Consider the following 16,586-nt stretch of genomic DNA (forward strand, 5'->3'; position numbering starts at 1 on the left):
TCTTCAGAATCTTATATATCGCCAATACTGCATCCCTACTATATTACAATCAGTAACACATATCAGTATTTTTGAATAAAGTTTTGATTTTCTAAAATTTAACGGCTTGAGAAACTTACCGTCAGTAAACCACTTCGAGCAAAGAACCCAACCATTTATATCATAATGCAAGATTTTTACCTTACGATAGTCCTTGGAATAAAAGACGATAGTTCTTCTTGTACTGGATGAGCCAGTCATAATCCACTGCTTCATCTTTGCAATACTTACGCAGGCTACGTCCCTTTCGGTTCTGGTTGTGGTCCTGCATGACCTTTTCAAAATATTCTTTGCTTTCCATTTTATGTGAATTTAAAACGGTTGCAAAGATAATATATTTCATTCAACCCACCTTACGCTGTATTGGTGGTTTACACTATAACCTGTATTCCCCAGGCGGTCCCATCCCGCATAACATGGCGAAGACCGCTTTGGTCCGCCAACCTTAGAGCGTAGCGGTTCCGAGCACCGGAGGGCGGTTACATCCCTTGCCCTTTTGGAAAGGGCGAGGGCTTGGGAGTGGGTTAAGGACCCTCCCGCAGGGGAGGGACAGGTGGGGCAAATATAGCACTGTAGGGCGGTTTCCCTCTTCTTCCCTGAGGGGAGAAGACCGAGATGAGAGGTGGAGCCTTCCTTAACGGTAAGGAAGGTTTCTGTCCCCTGTAAGGGGAACCGAAGGGGGCGTAAAGACTTTTAAGCCCATCAAGAATATCAAAAGAAATTAGTCATGACTATTAGGTTTTACCCTAAACATAGCCACAGTGTTTGAAAATTCTGCAACAATATCTAAAACATTCGGATTATCTTTTCGAATAATTAAAGCTGCAAAATTTTCAATTCCCTCCATATCTTCGATACTGACAGGCATCAAAATAAACTTATCTTTCATTTGATAAGAGGAAAACCAATATTCAAACAGACGGCTTCGCATATGCTGCTTACCATCCCCACTCTCACAAATATACAAGAGAGCTGCTTCGTTCATATTAAAGAAGTTCTCTATGATAAGCATCACCGTATCACGCATTTTCAAGTCTCGTGGAGAAGGTATTTTATTTACATTGATGATAGAAAAGACATATGATTCTGCATTTTCAATGATGTCATCATCATCAAAGCCAATAGCAAGTACCACACCAAAATCACTTTTAAAGCGATAAGTTCGAGACGTTTCATGCCAATAAACCTCATAAGGAGCAGAAGCATTAATTATATCCAAAGGAAGTGGTTTCATTACCAAACATTTATATATTTAGGATATACCCCCGTTCGTTCCTTATATTCCTCACAAAGGCTCTTAGTAATTTCAGCTACACGAGCCTTTTTACGCTCTTTTGCCGCCATAAATCTTTTCATAGCAGCTTCACGTTTTTCCCAAAATTCTTTATCTAATGTATCCATAATAGTTCTCCTTTTAAATTCTTTAATTGCAATCTGCCGCAAAAATACGCTTTTTCCTCGAAACCACCAAGAAAATCAAAAGAAATCTGCAACTCATCAGCGAATTACTACAAAATCAACTGTAAACGATAAACTATTAACTGTAAACTATAAACTGCTATTCCCAGGCGGTCCCATCCCGCACAACCATGGCGAGGGCTTTGATGCAGCATCAGGTCTCCCCCCGCAACAGCCTGGCGGTCCCATCCCGCAAAAAATGGCGAGACCTTTGATGGTCCGCCAACCTTAGAGCGTAGCGGTTACGAGCACCGAGAAGGGCGGTTTCCCTCTTCTTCCCTGAGGGGAGAAGACCGAGATGAGAGGTGGAGCCCTCTTTAAGGGTAAAGAGGGACGGGGTGATTTTCGAAAAATCCTCCTTTTATTTAAAGATTTTGCAAATGAGCGCAATGAAAGTTTGCTTTCAAATTGCCGAGTGCAGCTAATCTTATTTAAAGAGGAACGTGGCGTTTCGATAACGCATACCCTCCAATCACCCCATAACATACCAGCGGTATGAGAAAGGCAATCGCCATACTGCCCGTAGTATCCGCTATATACCCCATGATTACTGGAGCAACCGCACCACCCACTATCGTCATGATAAGCAATGAAGAGGCAAGTTTGGTCTTTGTACCCGCATCCCTCAATGCCAGCGAGAAGATAGTCGGAAACATGATGCTCTCTCCCAGATACAGGGCGAAGAACGCAATGAGAGATAAGGTTCCGCTACATACCACCACTATCAATGTGGCTACAAAGGTGAGGATGGCACAGACCAGTAGCACCAGTGCCACAGAAAGCACGAAGATACCCACCAGGGCATAAGGAATGGCGATGTTGACACCCGAGAACAGAAGCTGTCCGCCAACCAGCGGTCCCACAATCCAGCCGATACCATTGAGCGACTGCGACAGGTTGATTCTGCTCTCCGCCTTGTCAGGATGTCCCAGTACCGTAGTATAAGGATTCGCACTCGTTTCCAGACACGTCAGTCCGCATCCTATCACAAACAGCGACAGAACGAAGAAGTAGAAACTGTTGATCCTGCTTCCCGGTATGAACATAAGAGCACCGATACCGAAGAGAACCAGTCCTGTTATCACTCCCCTCCTGTAGCCCCACTTCCGGATAATCCATCCGGCAGGCAGTGCCATCAGAAAGTAGGCACCATAGACAGCAGTCTGCGTCAGGGCCGACATCGCCTTGCTGATATGGAACGACTCCTGGAAATGCGGATTCAGCACTTCCAGGATGCCATGAGCAAAGCCCCACATGAAGAAGAGGCTGCTGATAATGAGGAAGGGCACCAGATAGTTATGCCCTTCGTATCTGAAGATGGATGGCTTCGTCATGATTCTCTGCAAATTTAAGACTGTCCTTTACTACCAGTGCCAGATAACCGCCGCCACCAGCTCCCGGCATCTTCCATGCCAGAACCTCCTCCATGTTGCTGTAGCGGTCAATCATCGGCTGTACACTCGCCTCCGGTTCTATCACACCATTGATAGACGGATTCACCATACCCGGGAACATTGCAATCTGGGCCTCGAAAGATGCCCTGTATGCTGCAGCAAAGGCATCAAGGTCGTGCGCCAGAATCGCCTTCCAGCAGGCATCAGCTGCATCAGCCAGCGCCTTCACCTTCTCAGGCGTGATATCCTTACCTTCCACCACACTGCATCCCGGTCTTCTCGGTTCCATCGGAATCATCACCAGATGGTCTTCCAGGAAACGGAGGGTCATCTCATCCTGCGTACTCTCAATCTTCTCCGGCCAGAAGTTGTTGTCATAATAATGACGCACCAGACCGGGCACACAGATACCGATAGAATCCTGGGCACCTGAGATGATACCGTCATGACGCTCCGGATTGTTCTCAAAGCAGAATACCAGTCTGGCAAGCATCTCCGGATCCATCTTCGGCAACTTCACCGGCCAAATCTTCTGAATCATCTTACGGGTAGAGGTAGACAGACCGCAGCGGTCGCGCACCTCAAAGGTCGGTTCCAGCGAGATGGTAATCGCCCATCCCGGATGATACATGCTTACATAAGGTCACCATACTGTGATGCCTGCTGGAAAAACTCCACATGACCAGAATGTAGCAGGTCATAGCAACCGCTTACAAAAACTTTTTTCTTCATTATGATTATCATTGATAATCGAAGTGCAGATAGTCATCCTCATCTAGCTGATTACCTATCTGCATCTCGATAAACATAAACAGAGTTATTTCAATTGATTATTTTATTTTTTATATTTTAGCCTCCAGAAGAAGTGCCAAGTACGGAACAATGGTTCACAAAGCGCTTCTGCAGGATAATATCTTACGAAATGCATATTCCTCCATATTTTCAGGAAATACTTCTTCCCCATACTCTGATGCGTAAACCCAGCATACTTCGTAAAGTGCCTACCGAAGTTACCACCATCCAGAATCTCTGCCAACAGCAACCTCCCACGCTTCTCATCCATTGGCACTATCATCTTATCCTCAGACAATCCAAGCACCTCATGCAGCACATACATCACCGCCCCTGCAAACTTCCACAATCCCAAATACTTCAATTTCTTCGGCAACCAAGTTAACATTTCACAGTTAACATTTAACATTGATACCACATAGTAGTAGTCAATGATTTGCCTCATTCCAATCCCTTCATCAAAGAAATGGTGATATAGATGCGTCAGCTGATAAACAACATTAAATGCCGTCGTTGGTATAGCAATATCCCCTGCCCCATCGGGCAGCCCCACAATATGCGAGCATTGCAGATCCGCATTCCGTTTGAACCACTTCTGCAATCTAGCATGATAGATAGGATTATTCATGGAGCAAGGAAAGAAATGCAACTCCACAGGCACACCATCCAAGGAAGTCTCCAGATGCTGCAGTCTGATATCATCTTCCAGTTCAAACTTCTTTTGAGCATATTTCATAATCCTCTCCCTACTAGCATCAATCCAAACATCAATATCTCCAGGAGTACGGGAATAAGGATTCGGATACATCAAGGCATTTCCCTGTCCTTTTAGGACACAGCACCTCATCCCATCCACTCTCAGCATAGCGAAGAGCTTACCTGCCACAGCATTCACCTTCATGTTCTGTCTGCGAATCTGTTGCGCCTTACCCATCCAAGTCATCAGCAGTTCCCTCCCTATCGGGTTCTGCTTCAACTCCTCAGGATATTCCTTCCCCAATCTCTCAATCCCATCAAAACATAGCCCCAGCAACGCCTGCTTAGAAGCAAAAGAATACAGCTCCTGCCAGTTCATACAAGCTATCACCCTACTCATATCCTCCTTACTTCCAAGGCAATACTTCAGGAAAGCGAAAATTGCAGTTATATCATTCATTCAACTATTTATATCTATATTAAATTATAAATATCATTCCACTAATTGACATCAAATCACCACTTCTACATCCCAGCCAATTATCATCTGGTAGTCCCATTCCTACAAAAGCTGGCGAAGACCGCTTTGGTCCGTCAACGAATCTCAATTCAATCCCGATGTTTCTGTTTATATATTTTTACGACTTTCCCAAAATTCTCCAAAGCTTTACTTTTTTCCTCATCCAAGATAGGCAATGATGACAACAAAGCAAGTAATTGTGTACGAACAGTATCTGGATTTTCCGTCTCCATCTTTTTCTTTGCCCTTTCCAAAGCCAAATCAGGCCTAAAGAGTTGACAAGTATCAATTGTAAAACGCCCCTTCTTTGTTTTCCCAATATATATAATACCATCCTTAAGCTCAATATGGTCTGAATATTTATCGAGAAAGGGATTAACAATCAAGAAATCTTTGCTATCAGATGGATAAGCAACTGCATATCGATTTCTCAATACCTCTTTATCTCCCTTAAAATTATTGCATTTATCACAAGCAAAACATAGATTGCGAGGTTCGAACATCCATTGAGGATGTGGAGCTTTCGGAACGATGTGTTCACGCTGCAAGAAACAACAAGCTATAGGCAATTCTGTACGACAATAAGCACATCTGCAGTTCTGTTCATAGTACATGTGTTCACGCATATGATTCTTAAATTCAGTTATACCAGTCTTTTTAGAATTCCAATCTCCAGAATCAAGTCCTTTATTTACTAGTTCCTCAATAGCAAGTTTTTCTTTCTCTGTAGGCTGATACGGATTTTGCACAATGTAGTCTTCCTCTTCGGTCATAGTCCATCATTTATATGCGTCTATAATTGTGTTCAGAACCATTTTCATCGGATCCACATCACTTAAATGCTGTGAAATTTCCTGTAGGTCATCCAATTCATCTGCTACAGCCTCTTTAGTAATTGTATCATTACCCATCTGTTCTAAAAGCTTGGCTATACGCTCGCCGAAATATCGGTTTCTATCGGTTGCCGTCTTGAAAACTTTAAGAAGCACTTCTTCTGCCGACCACCCATAAGTATTTTCTTCTATTCGATTGGCTATAAGATTACCATCTTTATCCTTTTCCCACTGAGAAACAGAAGATCTGTTCATAGGTAAATCAGATACAAGCATATGACTATGTGTGGCTATCAACAGATGACACACCTGATTTTTCAATGCCCTGTCAAGGTTATCGATGATTGTCATCTGCCAATTAGGGTGAAGGCTCAGCTCTGGCTCATCTATGAGAATTAACGTATGCAAATCACTTGCTGCTGTGGAAATACTAAGCACCATAGAAAGCATAGCAAACTCACCTGAACTCATTTCTTCAGAAGCAATCTGTGTTCCATTCTTATAGAATACAACACTTGCTGCTTGAACCAAATCATATTGCTTCAACTTATATATATAATTCAAATCTTCATTTGCAGCCAATGAATTTTGATCAATATCTATATCATAGTTATACGTAGGTTGCTTGGCAAACTCCTTGTTCTTGTAAAAATCATAGAGTTCCCTAACTTTGTTACTCCTTTGCTCAGATGTAAGTTTGCTGTATTCTTTGTCTTTTTGCACATGCTGAAGAACATAATCATATACGCTACCATTTTTCTTGGATTTTAAAACTATGGAGTAATTCAAAGTTATAGTGTGATCATATCCTATGAAATCCAAGATAGATGATAAATTTTGCCGCTGTCTATCGTCCATGTTCTCCTTCAAAGCGAACAATAACCGAAAAGCAATAGCAGAGGATGAAATCATATTTCCATTAACATGAGCCCCTACATATTTATAATATGGTACATCATACCTGGTTTGAGAAGAGCCATTCACCTTTTGAACAGGAAACTTATCGAATGCGCCAAAATTGCATGCAACGATAGTAGGAACGCGCAGTTTCTTTGAAGCCAGCAACCTGTTGTCAATCTTGGCAAGAAAAGTTCTACCGATTCTTATCACCTCACAACAGACACCATCAATATGATACTTAACGCCTTTGAGCCTCGCCTTATTAGCAGATGACATTTTCTGCTTAAAATTATTGATATAAGCATGCAGGTCTACAAAGAAATCCACCATTTCCTTTAACAAGGTACTCTTGCCAACGCCATTACAACCTATCAATACAGAGTAAAGAGGAACTTTATCTTGGCAACCAAAAGAAGCTATTGGTAAGCGTGTCGCTTTCCCCTGTGGTGTTAGCAATATCAGTTCCTCAACCCAGAAGTTTTTGCTGTCCTCTTTATATTGAGGTTCTTCAAGAGCCGTATAATTCTCTATCGCTTTCGTGAAGCTATTACTAGAAATTCCCATATCTCTTTTAGCACGACCAGGAGAACCATATTCGTCTAAAGCTATAGTCCCAAGAATTTTCAGAGGAGATTTGGGAGCACTATCAGATACATTCTTCTCTACACTCTTTTCAATCAACTTTATAAAATCCAAATCTACATTTCGAAGATTTAATATCAGATTAGCAAGTTCATCCGATATTTTGGTACTTGGCTCAAGATGTGGTTCATCAATATCTAAAGCCTTTAGAATCGCACTGAATGCTTGCAGCCCAATATTTGCTTCCCGTAATAGTTTATCCTCAAATCCGCAACCTATAGGTTTTAGTGGGATTTTGCTTGCAAAGCGACAAAATTCATTTTATTGTACATATTTCTTGCACAACAGAAATGTCGCAGACACAAAATCCCCTTACCCCATAAAGCGACTTGAGGTAATACGCTGGTTTAACCAGAAAAGCATGGTCTTTAACCAAAGTCTGTCTTGAACAGGTTGGCATAAGCATTGTTGTCTGAGTAAATGTTCAATACATGCCTACGTGATGTCTTAATCCATTTCGCAGGAACAGAGATGAACTTGAAAACAAAGGTCTTGATTCTGCTGGTGGCACGCAATCCAAATTCATGGGTTTTCAATCTCTGCATAATAGCTTTGTAGAAGTTTCTGATGAGAGCTGTCATAAGCAGGAATACAGTATTCTGTGCCATGAACGATTTTGGCAATCGATTCCAGCCAAAGTCATTGTTCATGTCATCGAAGATGCGTTCCTTGCCACCACGAAGATTGTAGAATTCCACGATGTCTCTTGCACTCGACTTGTAATCGTTAGTCAGTATACATCTGTAGGTATATTCGCCTTCCCAAATGTCAAGGTCTCCATCTATTCGCCTTTGTCTCTGTATGACAAGACGATACGGTTTTCCTTTCCATTTCTCAACAAGGATAGAATTCAACTCAAACTCAATACCGTTGATTTCAACAGTTTTCCATCCAGTTAAGGCAAACATGGAATCGTAGAAAGAAGAGCATCTGTTGGCACGAATATAAAAATGCCTGCAATGAGCCTCTACCATATCTACGATTTCCTCCGAACATGAGCCGCAATCCATGCGGGCACGAGAAATATATATTTCCGAAGCCTCCAATCGCTTGAAGATTCTTTCCAAAGTTTCTTTTTGGTTGAAGCGCACGTTTGTGTTGCCGTCTCTATTTTCAATACCAACAATCATGTCGTTAATGACAGCTACACCTGGACTATAGCCCAAGAACTTCTTGTAGGTTGGTTTTGCATCATACTTCTCTGTTTCAATGAACTGATGGTCAAAGTCAAAATCATACTCTTGACCGGATTTCAATTGACCAGTAGCAAGCAGGGCATTGACCAGTAAGCAGTTCATCTTGTCTGCAGTATTGAAATCATAGGATTTGCCAGAAGCAGACTTATAGGTGATGCTCTTAAAAGTCAGTTCTTCGATAGCACGTAATATGGTGTCTGCGCTGCAAGTGCGAAGAGTTGGATGAAGAGACAAATGTTTCATCAGGTGAGTTGTAACATCCTCAATACATGAGCCACCACAAAGATATACGCACATCAGAGAGCGTAGAATCTCGCTATATTGATAACCAAACATAGTGCATCTCAATCCCAAGGTGGAATCTATGGTTTGAGCTAAAAGAGCATCAAATTGCTCCATAATCGAAAAAATTCCCCCAAAAGGAGTGAGTTTCTCAGATTTTATTTGTATCTTTGCCATGTCATATTAGAGTTTTGCTTGTCTTCTTTTCGCAACACTAAGGTAAGTGAAAATTCTGACATGGCAAAATCCTGGGCAACTTTTTGTTGCTCAGGCACTTATAAATAATGTCAAACTATAGTGTTGCGGAATTAAGGTTTATTTAATCTTACAGACATAAGTTATGCTATTTTTGATATTCTACTAAGCCCCCATCCCCTAAAAGTTGCTCATGAATAAAAGGGGATGGGAACCTTTCGCCAACATGTTAATCTTTCAGTCTATCTTTACACCAGTCGAAGAACAGTATTTTCAACTCACTTTTTCGACTCTATATATTGATTAGCTATATCTAAGGCACGCTTCATATCCTTATTTTGAGCCGTTTCACCATTTTTCTTCTTAGACTTATCCCCATAATCACTCTTATGCCCTATTAAAGAAAATACGATATGATTCATGTCGAAAATTTTAAAGAAGAAGCGTATGCCTAATTCACTGTTGGATTTTAGTTCAAACATATGCTTATCATTAGTACAAGTACACTCTCTAAGTAAATTGTCGTCTTTTACCTGTTTTATCAAGCATTTCTTTTCGTGGGCAGTAACCAATCTCGAAATCATCACTTTCTTCTCATCTACTCGCATTCGAGTATAATCCTCCTTAAATTCATCTGCCAAATGTATCTGATAAAGATCAAGCGCATATTGTAGCTTTAACTCCATCGCCTCTTTAGACTCATCTGAGTCAAGAATGCTATACACTATATTTTTCTTATTCTGTCCATAATAGTTTAGTACTTGATAAGCCTGTCTGCCTTTAAATTCGAAATAATCCCTTTTAAAATCTTCTGAAACAGGAAGAGACAATAACCCCCATGAACAAATACTGGCAATACCTTCATTCATTGCATTTTTTTCTTTGTCATCAGTAAGATTCAGCAAGTCATCCACCAAATCATCAGGCCAGTTATCAACATGGTATTGATCTGCCAATATCTGTCCATGCAAGAACATGCCCATGGCATAAGTTTTCAAATCCCTATCACCAATATCCAAAATCATCTTTTTCAAGGTGCTACCACATATAAAAGTTTCTTGCGGTTCTTCAACAGTCAAGATTTTCTTCTCTATGCCCAGTTTCCTTTCGGCATACAAGTTAGAAAAAGATTTTATTGTATCAACAAATAACTTCTGAACATTTACGCCATCAATCTCTTCTGCAGGCATAAGTTCATTAAGCAAAAATACCTTTCCCATAAATTACAGCAATTTTTCAGAATCCAACAAGAACTGGTCGAACATATGCTCAGGCCAATGATCCAATCTGCCATTTTCCTGGATTTGACATCTGTCTACTTGTGTATTTCGGCTATCATCCAACTGACACCAGAATGTTGCAACTTTACTTGCAAAATGATTCTCACTCTCTCTGGCATAGATTCTAACGCCATCAAACAAATGATCACTATGCGTTTCTACAACTACCTGTGCACCGGCTTCAACACAAAGACAAATCAAACGAGCCATCTCTGCCTGTCCTTGTGGATGAAGATGCGCTTCAGGATTCTCAATCAACACAATAGATCCAGTTTCCAAAGTTGAAGTTAGCAATGCTACAATGACAGGTAAGGAATAGCTCAATCCATATCCCACATTAGCAGAACGGTGATTGTCATATAAAGAATAAGACACATCAGCCTTCTCTTCAATACGATAATCAAATTTCACCCCTGGAGATATTTTTTGTAGCCAATATCTCAAAACATAATTCAAAGTGGTTCCCTCAGCATCTCCACGCAACAATTCAGGTAGCTGCTCATCCCTGAAATAATCTATACGTCTCAGAACGTTCTCACCCCGTCCTCCAAGTGCTTCATCTTCATATATGGGAATGGTAGAAGTAGCACCCATTCTATCTGCAGCAACATATATACAACTTGGCATAGGCCATAATTTGTTTCTCGACTTAGAACTGTTATACGAAAACCAAGCCTCCTCATGCCGATGATTTTTCCAGGCCGAAATTTGGAAATTCTTGCAATTTGGATTTATAAGCTCAGAATCCGATCCAAGCCCAAGATTCCAGACATGAGAACCGCCATTCTCTCGGCTGCTCATGTTATCCATTATTCTTATAGCTTGTATGACAGAACTCTTGCCACTACTATTCAAACCAGTCAATATAGTTAGTGGTTTCAATTCAAATGTATAATCCACATAGGACTTAAACCCTTTTAATTCTATTTTTGTAATCATAGCGTATATATTTTGATTAATTTTTCCAGTGTATTGTAACGTAGGGTTACTGAGCTAGGGCGCATACTGTCACGAGATATTGCAATGATGAACTTTTCATCATCCAGCAACTTAGAATAGTCATCCATAAACTGATTCCTATGGACAAAAAGCTTCGTAAAATCCATATCGGACATATTCCCCAACAAAACGCCCCATGTTTCAAATAAGCATTTGTTGATAGGTCTTCTTCTCATATTTCCATAACTCTTTCTGAAAGCATGATCTCCAAACATTTTGCGTGCCCGTCTCATAGCAATCAGAAAAATATCCATAATCTCATCTTTTGAAAGCACTCGCACATCACTCACAGAGACCATACCCTCCCTTTCACGCCTTATCAAATCCCTGTTCTTCAGGGAAGGAAACGAATTATAGATTATCATGGTATCAGAAAGCCAAGTATCAATTGATTGAGTCTTTTTATAAGTATGAGGAGGTCGAATGACAAAAGACAAAAATCTCAACAACAGTTCCTTATCTTCCATCCGTAAATCTTTAACAGAATTACCCGTAGCTTTTTTAAATATCTTTTCTTCAGACATGTCATTCAAAAGTACAGAAACAGCTCCACCATAAAGAGCATTTCTAATTTCCTGAGGACTCAAAGGCATACCACCCGTATTGATTCTTTTGAAGATATTTCTCTTTACTTCCTCAGGAGTGCCTGGATTAATGACCGTAACTGAAAATTCAGCTTCTAATATCCTATTATAAAGTTTGGTAGGCAAGTTTTTCATTTGCTTACCTTCCAATTCTTTCAGAAACTCCAAACCGGTAAGTCTCATACCAGCCCCCTCTTCCTTTGCCTTTCTGCCATTCACAAAATTTATTCCAAGCACAAAGTCACGGAAAGCACTAATTCGCTGGAGCCCATCTACTACAGTCCATTTACCATCCTCCTCAGACGAGACATAAAACATAGGTATAGGAATTTCCAGAAGTATAGACTCTATCAACTGCGACTTTCTAACGTCAGTCCACACTTCCTTTCTTTGAAAATCCGGATTAAGAATCAAAGTTCCTTGTTTTATTCTTCGAAGGATTGTCTCCATCGGTGTTACCCTAGTTTCAATGGAGATATCTTCAGGATTAAACGGATCGGTGATTTTCTCATCTTCATCACTTTCGATACCCGTATAAGAATCTTGTAAGAAAACCTTATACAGTTCATCCAATTTGTTTGCAACAACCTCTTCAGATTCAGTAAACAAAGAAGGTAAGTCATATTCCAAATGTCCAGGGGCATCAGCCTTCAGTTTCAGGTATACTTTACCCGAATCTGAAACTAACGAGAAATTGTCATTACCATTAGAGAGCAAAGACAAATCCATTAATTTATTATTAATATCAAACTGCATTATATTATTCTTTTTGATTCATATTTTTATTTTATATAGAGTGTTATTCCGCATGCAAGAATACACAGCAACTGCAAACCTAGTATTCAAAAGGATTATCCAAGTCCTTCAACACCTCATGTTTCGTATCCTTCTCCGAAAGATTAGCATGTTCCGTAGGAATGCGCCAATCAATCCCAAGTGATTCATCCAATATCGAGATACCACCATCAGCCTCTGGCATCTCTAAGCAGGCGTGGCTCAATGATGAGTACGCCTTCTATATCTGTCTTTATTACGTTCATTATATCAATTACTGAACTTGCCAATCAATTATAATTAGTTTGCATATGGAAAAAACGGGCTACTAGGCTCCATCACCGAAAAGTAGCTTAATAAAAGCCCGTATATCTCTTAAAATCTATATAAAGCAAGCTTTCTCCAAATAAAGTGATAAATTCTTGCCAAAGGCTCGCAAATCACCTCTTCTGGATAACTTGTTAAGAATCTGAGATTCCTTTTGAAACGACGCAGCGCTCTCTGCAGCTGGTATGAAAGCTTTCCTTTCTTTACAGCTAAAGTCTTCATCCTTTCATCATAATGTCCGAAGTTTCCTGCAGCCATCATCTCTTCCATGAGGAACACTCCATGTTTTTCCGAAACAGGACACAATAGTTCTTCATCATCAAGACCGAATATTTCTTGAAGTACAAACATCAATGCTGATGCAAAGCGTTTCATACCACAATCACTGATATGTTTCATCAGTACATCAACATTCATCATCTCGGATTGACCTTGCCGTTCATTCTGATATGCTTTCAGAAGAACATAAAAGTCAAGAATCTGTCGCATACCAACACCTTCATCCAACAGATGCCTGTAAATGTGGTTCATCTGGAAGATTAAGTCATAGTCAACTCGCAGTTTCTTAATCGTTCCACATTCGTCAATTTCCTTATTTTCAAAAACTGCAGACTTGAATAACTTCTGAAAGCATAGATTACTCCAAGGAGCATTCAAGAACGAAGGACGAAAATGAATCTCAACAGGAACTCCATTCACAGGCTTCACCTCCGCATGTAAATGGCATAATGATAATAAGATTTTCTTGCTTTGACAATAATCTATGATAGACTTTACAGGATGCCTAGTCTTTTCCTTTGGCCAAATCCAGGCATCTACATCACCACAGATTCTTAACTGTCCTAGGGAATGTTCCGAGTTCAAGCCATCATAATACACATGATTGGCTTGCCCCTTCAATATACAAGTTTCAAAGCCATCTTTGTTAAGCGCCTCGGTTAATCGAAGACAAACATCAGTAGTCTGTCGGTTCCGCCGCTTGATACTTTCTACCATCATCGCCCATTGCAAGACCACATTTCTAGGAGGCCATTGCTCTTGCGGCAAACGCTCAATACCTTCAAACATAATCCCAACAAGCGCCTGTTTCTTGGCTAATCCAAAGATCTCATTCCATTCCTTTTCGGAAAGCGTATGGGATAATTGAACCGTTTTTCCTATGGCAGATTGAAGAATGGTATAAAAATCCTGTAATATCATTTCTTCAACCCTTGATACACTCCTCCTACTTCATCAGCAATCTGGTCCCAATCATACTTGCTCATGTCGTAATCCACATGCTGCAATGGAGTCTCGATAATCTTTCCGAGCTTTTCCGAAAGTTCATCCACGTTGCCACAATGGAAATAATCATCCTTTGGCAAGCCAACCTCCAGATTCGCAGGAATATCGCTCACTACTACCTTTACCCCATAGCTCATCGCCTCCAACAGGGCAATCGGCAAACCTTCGTGCGAAGATGGAAGACAATAGCAACGACAATTCGTCAACAGCGAATGAAGCTTTCTGCCTTTGATAAAGCCAGTAAGCACCACACCATTCTCCCTTGCCATCTGCTTCAATCCCAAAGAATACTCATCCTCGAAGTCTGTATCGCCAGCTAACACTAACTTTATATCCGTGGAATCCGTGAGATCCGTGTGCGACTTTTTCCACTTTACAAACGCTTCCACCAGATGATGCAGGTTCTTCTCAGGCACAAATCTGCACATTCCCAGGATATACTTGCCTTTCTCAATCCCCAGTTCCTTGAAATATTCAGGATAGTCGCAGATTTCAGGCTCAGAAACACCATTATATATAAGGTGTACATTCTTCGTCCTTCCATATTTACGGGCAATGAGGTTCTTGATGACGTTCGAAATCACAATGACATCATCGGCAAACATGCAACCCATACGCTCACCCATCTTCAGGATAGTCTTGGCAGCAAATCCCCACTTATCCCTGTCATAGTCAGGACCATGATGTGTAAACACCACCTTCATACCCAACAGTTTGGCGTATGGTACCAGCAGAGCAGGACCGATGGCATGGATATGCAATACATCAGTCCCCAACTTCTTCGCCTCATTGATGGCACGGAAAGTATGGATGATGGCCTCGAAACTCTTCTTCTTAGGAGAAGGAATCGTTACCAGTTTCACTCCCTTCCATTCATGCAAGTCATCCTTCACATAGTTCGAGCGACGGATCAGCGTTACGTCATACCCACGCTCCACCATTCTAGGGAACAATTCCTCACAATGCGTCTCCACGCCACCCATGATATTCGGGATACCACGAGTACCTGTTACAACTATTTTCATAAAAACTAGAGATTTTCAAAATAAAAGTATTACCTTTGCAGATATGAATAAGATTTCAAACCATATCAAAGAAGCCATACAGTACTTCTGCATCATCTTGGTGTCGATGCTCTCCGCACTGTGGCTTCTTATCAATCATAAGAGAATCAAGTGATTACTTGATTTCAATATTTCTATCAGTTTCCTTCTTGGTAGCCTCATAACCCTGACTAGCCACGTCAGCGTTCACGATGTCCTCGCCACGCTTGCCCTTCAAAGCCTCCTTTGAATCGGCAGAAAGACCGTTGTTTACCACAGCATTCATATCGCAGGTAGAAAGCTTGTCAAGCTGTTCCTTAGTCACCTTACCATCACGATACTCGCAGCAGATAGGGTTCTCATACATAGAGTACTTCATACCGAGCAGGCTCTTCAGCTTGTGCTTAGCCACCCACAAGGCAGGAGTCTTGATGTACTTGTGCATCGCAGGAGAAACAGAACCGATCATCCAGCAGTTTCTGTCACAATGTTTTACCTTCTTACGAACCTGCTCTGCCTCTGGAGAACTCCAAAGCTCATCCCAAGTCTGGCGGTTCAGGTTACCCATCACCTCCTTATCCTTGGTACCATTACATGGCATCACATCACCGTATGGGTCGATGAAGAAGGTATCGAAACTCATATCACAAGGCAAGAGACGCTTCTGACCATAGATATAGTTGATGAGTCCATGGTTGAAGTAAGCACGGAACCATTTCTTTGGAGAGTTAGACTTCAACAGCTCGTTCACCAGGTTCTCGAAGTTCTTAGCCACCATTGGACGGTCGTGAATGATGTTCTTAGCCTCAACGAAGTAGAAAGAGTTATGGAGCGATGCTGTAGCAAACTCCATACCCATCTTGTTGCTCAACTCATAGAGAGGAACGAGGTCTGGAGCATTCTTATCCTGAACGGTCATACCGAATCCCACATCCTTCAGTCCCATCTCACAGAGCTTCTTCAAGGTTGTATAGCCACGATTGAAACCATTGTTCAAGCCACGGATTTCATTGTTGGTCTGCTCCAAACCCTCGATAGAGATACGGATACCAATCTGAGGGAACTCCTTCGCCAGGTCGATGATACGGTCGGTGAAGAAGCCGTTGGTAGAGATTACGATACGGTCGCTCTTCTTATAAAGCTCACGTACGATATCCTTCAAGTCCGTACGGATAAAAGGCTCACCACCTGTGATGTTGGTAAAGTACATCTTAGGTAGCTTCTTAATAGTCTCAATAGAGATTTCCTCCTCAGGCTTAGAAGGAGCCTTGTAACGATTACACATTGAACAACGCGCATTGCAACGATAAGTTACAATGACAGTACCATTTAATTTCTTTTCTGACAT

At 41.2% G+C, this 16,586-nt stretch carries 17 protein-coding genes and 1 pseudogene; all 18 read right to left on the minus strand.

Annotation, left to right across the window (positions count from 1 at the left end):
- Nucleotides 1–3 precede the first annotated feature (3 nt).
- The 18 genes and pseudogenes from tnpB to ONT19_RS15835 all read right to left on the minus strand — a co-directional run bounded on the left by tnpB (nucleotide 4) and on the right by ONT19_RS15835 (nucleotide 16,586).
- A complete protein-coding gene (tnpB, locus tag ONT19_RS16365; protein WP_218487681.1) occupies nucleotides 4–255 on the minus strand; it encodes an IS66 family insertion sequence element accessory protein TnpB in 252 nt (83 codons plus the stop codon).
- Nucleotides 182–340: a hypothetical protein gene (locus ONT19_RS15760; RefSeq protein ID WP_218487706.1), complete on the minus strand. Its 159-nt coding sequence runs from the start codon at nucleotides 338–340 to the stop codon at nucleotides 182–184. Before ONT19_RS15760 ends, tnpB begins: the two co-directional genes overlap by 74 nt.
- Before the next feature lie 420 nt (nucleotides 341–760).
- Nucleotides 761–1,273, minus strand: coding sequence for a DUF6169 family protein (locus tag ONT19_RS15765; RefSeq protein WP_154482372.1), 513 nt, complete (start codon nucleotides 1,271–1,273; stop codon nucleotides 761–763).
- Entirely contained in the window at nucleotides 1,273–1,440 is a 168-nt protein-coding gene (locus tag ONT19_RS15770) for a hypothetical protein (RefSeq protein ID WP_167529954.1), read from the minus strand. The genes ONT19_RS15765 and ONT19_RS15770 overlap by 1 nt, the downstream gene beginning before the upstream one ends.
- A 488-nt stretch (nucleotides 1,441–1,928) precedes the next feature.
- The gene (locus ONT19_RS15775; RefSeq protein WP_264953467.1) at nucleotides 1,929–2,831 is read right to left on the minus strand and encodes an MFS transporter; all 903 of its coding nucleotides are present in this window, start codon (nucleotides 2,829–2,831) and stop codon (nucleotides 1,929–1,931) included.
- A complete protein-coding gene (locus ONT19_RS15780; protein ID WP_181976517.1) occupies nucleotides 2,794–3,522 on the minus strand; it encodes a hypothetical protein in 729 nt (242 codons plus the stop codon). Before ONT19_RS15780 ends, ONT19_RS15775 begins: the two co-directional genes overlap by 38 nt.
- 2 nt (nucleotides 3,523–3,524) lie before the next feature.
- Nucleotides 3,525–3,623 (minus strand): hypothetical protein, encoded by a 99-nt coding sequence (locus tag ONT19_RS16370; RefSeq protein WP_367379673.1) that lies wholly within the window; start codon nucleotides 3,621–3,623, stop codon nucleotides 3,525–3,527.
- A gap of 103 nt (nucleotides 3,624–3,726) precedes the next feature.
- The gene (locus ONT19_RS15785; protein WP_264953468.1) at nucleotides 3,727–4,839 is read right to left on the minus strand and encodes a nucleotidyltransferase family protein; all 1,113 of its coding nucleotides are present in this window, start codon (nucleotides 4,837–4,839) and stop codon (nucleotides 3,727–3,729) included.
- Nucleotides 4,840–4,988: 149 nt separating this feature from the next.
- Nucleotides 4,989–5,672: an HNH endonuclease gene (locus tag ONT19_RS15790; protein WP_264953469.1), complete on the minus strand. Its 684-nt coding sequence runs from the start codon at nucleotides 5,670–5,672 to the stop codon at nucleotides 4,989–4,991.
- A 6-nt stretch (nucleotides 5,673–5,678) separates the two neighbouring features.
- On the minus strand, nucleotides 5,679–7,328 hold the full coding sequence (locus ONT19_RS15795) for an ATP-binding protein (RefSeq protein ID WP_264953470.1): 1,650 nt from the start codon (nucleotides 7,326–7,328) through the stop codon (nucleotides 5,679–5,681).
- Between the two features lie 314 nt (nucleotides 7,329–7,642).
- Nucleotides 7,643–8,929 carry an IS1380-like element IS942 family transposase gene (locus tag ONT19_RS15800; RefSeq protein ID WP_217762389.1) on the minus strand — a complete coding sequence of 429 codons (1,287 nt, stop codon included), beginning with the start codon at nucleotides 8,927–8,929 and terminating at the stop codon, nucleotides 7,643–7,645.
- Between the two features lie 296 nt (nucleotides 8,930–9,225).
- Nucleotides 9,226–10,167, minus strand: a complete 942-nt coding sequence (locus ONT19_RS15805) for a hypothetical protein (protein WP_264953471.1) — start codon at nucleotides 10,165–10,167, stop codon at nucleotides 9,226–9,228.
- Nucleotides 10,168–10,170: 3 nt separating this feature from the next.
- Nucleotides 10,171–11,166, minus strand: coding sequence for an AAA family ATPase (locus ONT19_RS15810; RefSeq protein WP_264953472.1), 996 nt, complete (start codon nucleotides 11,164–11,166; stop codon nucleotides 10,171–10,173).
- On the minus strand, nucleotides 11,163–12,566 hold the full coding sequence (locus ONT19_RS15815; protein WP_264953473.1) for a DUF262 domain-containing protein: 1,404 nt from the start codon (nucleotides 12,564–12,566) through the stop codon (nucleotides 11,163–11,165). The genes ONT19_RS15810 and ONT19_RS15815 overlap by 4 nt, the downstream gene beginning before the upstream one ends.
- A gap of 79 nt (nucleotides 12,567–12,645) precedes the next feature.
- A pseudogene (locus ONT19_RS15820) lies at nucleotides 12,646–12,786 on the minus strand (dTDP-4-dehydrorhamnose 3,5-epimerase); the annotation flags it as partial.
- A 173-nt stretch (nucleotides 12,787–12,959) separates the two neighbouring features.
- On the minus strand, nucleotides 12,960–14,111 hold the full coding sequence (locus ONT19_RS15825; protein WP_264953474.1) for a nucleotidyltransferase family protein: 1,152 nt from the start codon (nucleotides 14,109–14,111) through the stop codon (nucleotides 12,960–12,962).
- Nucleotides 14,108–15,220, minus strand: coding sequence for a glycosyltransferase family 4 protein (locus ONT19_RS15830; protein ID WP_264953475.1), 1,113 nt, complete (start codon nucleotides 15,218–15,220; stop codon nucleotides 14,108–14,110). The genes ONT19_RS15825 and ONT19_RS15830 overlap by 4 nt, the downstream gene beginning before the upstream one ends.
- 154 nt (nucleotides 15,221–15,374) lie before the next feature.
- Complete coding sequence (locus ONT19_RS15835) at nucleotides 15,375–16,586, minus strand: radical SAM protein (RefSeq protein ID WP_264953476.1); 1,212 nt, start codon at nucleotides 16,584–16,586, stop codon at nucleotides 15,375–15,377.

Origin of the sequence: Segatella copri (assembly GCF_026015625.1) — a bacterium.
Taxonomy (GTDB): Bacteria; Bacteroidota; Bacteroidia; order Bacteroidales; family Bacteroidaceae; genus Prevotella; species Prevotella copri_H.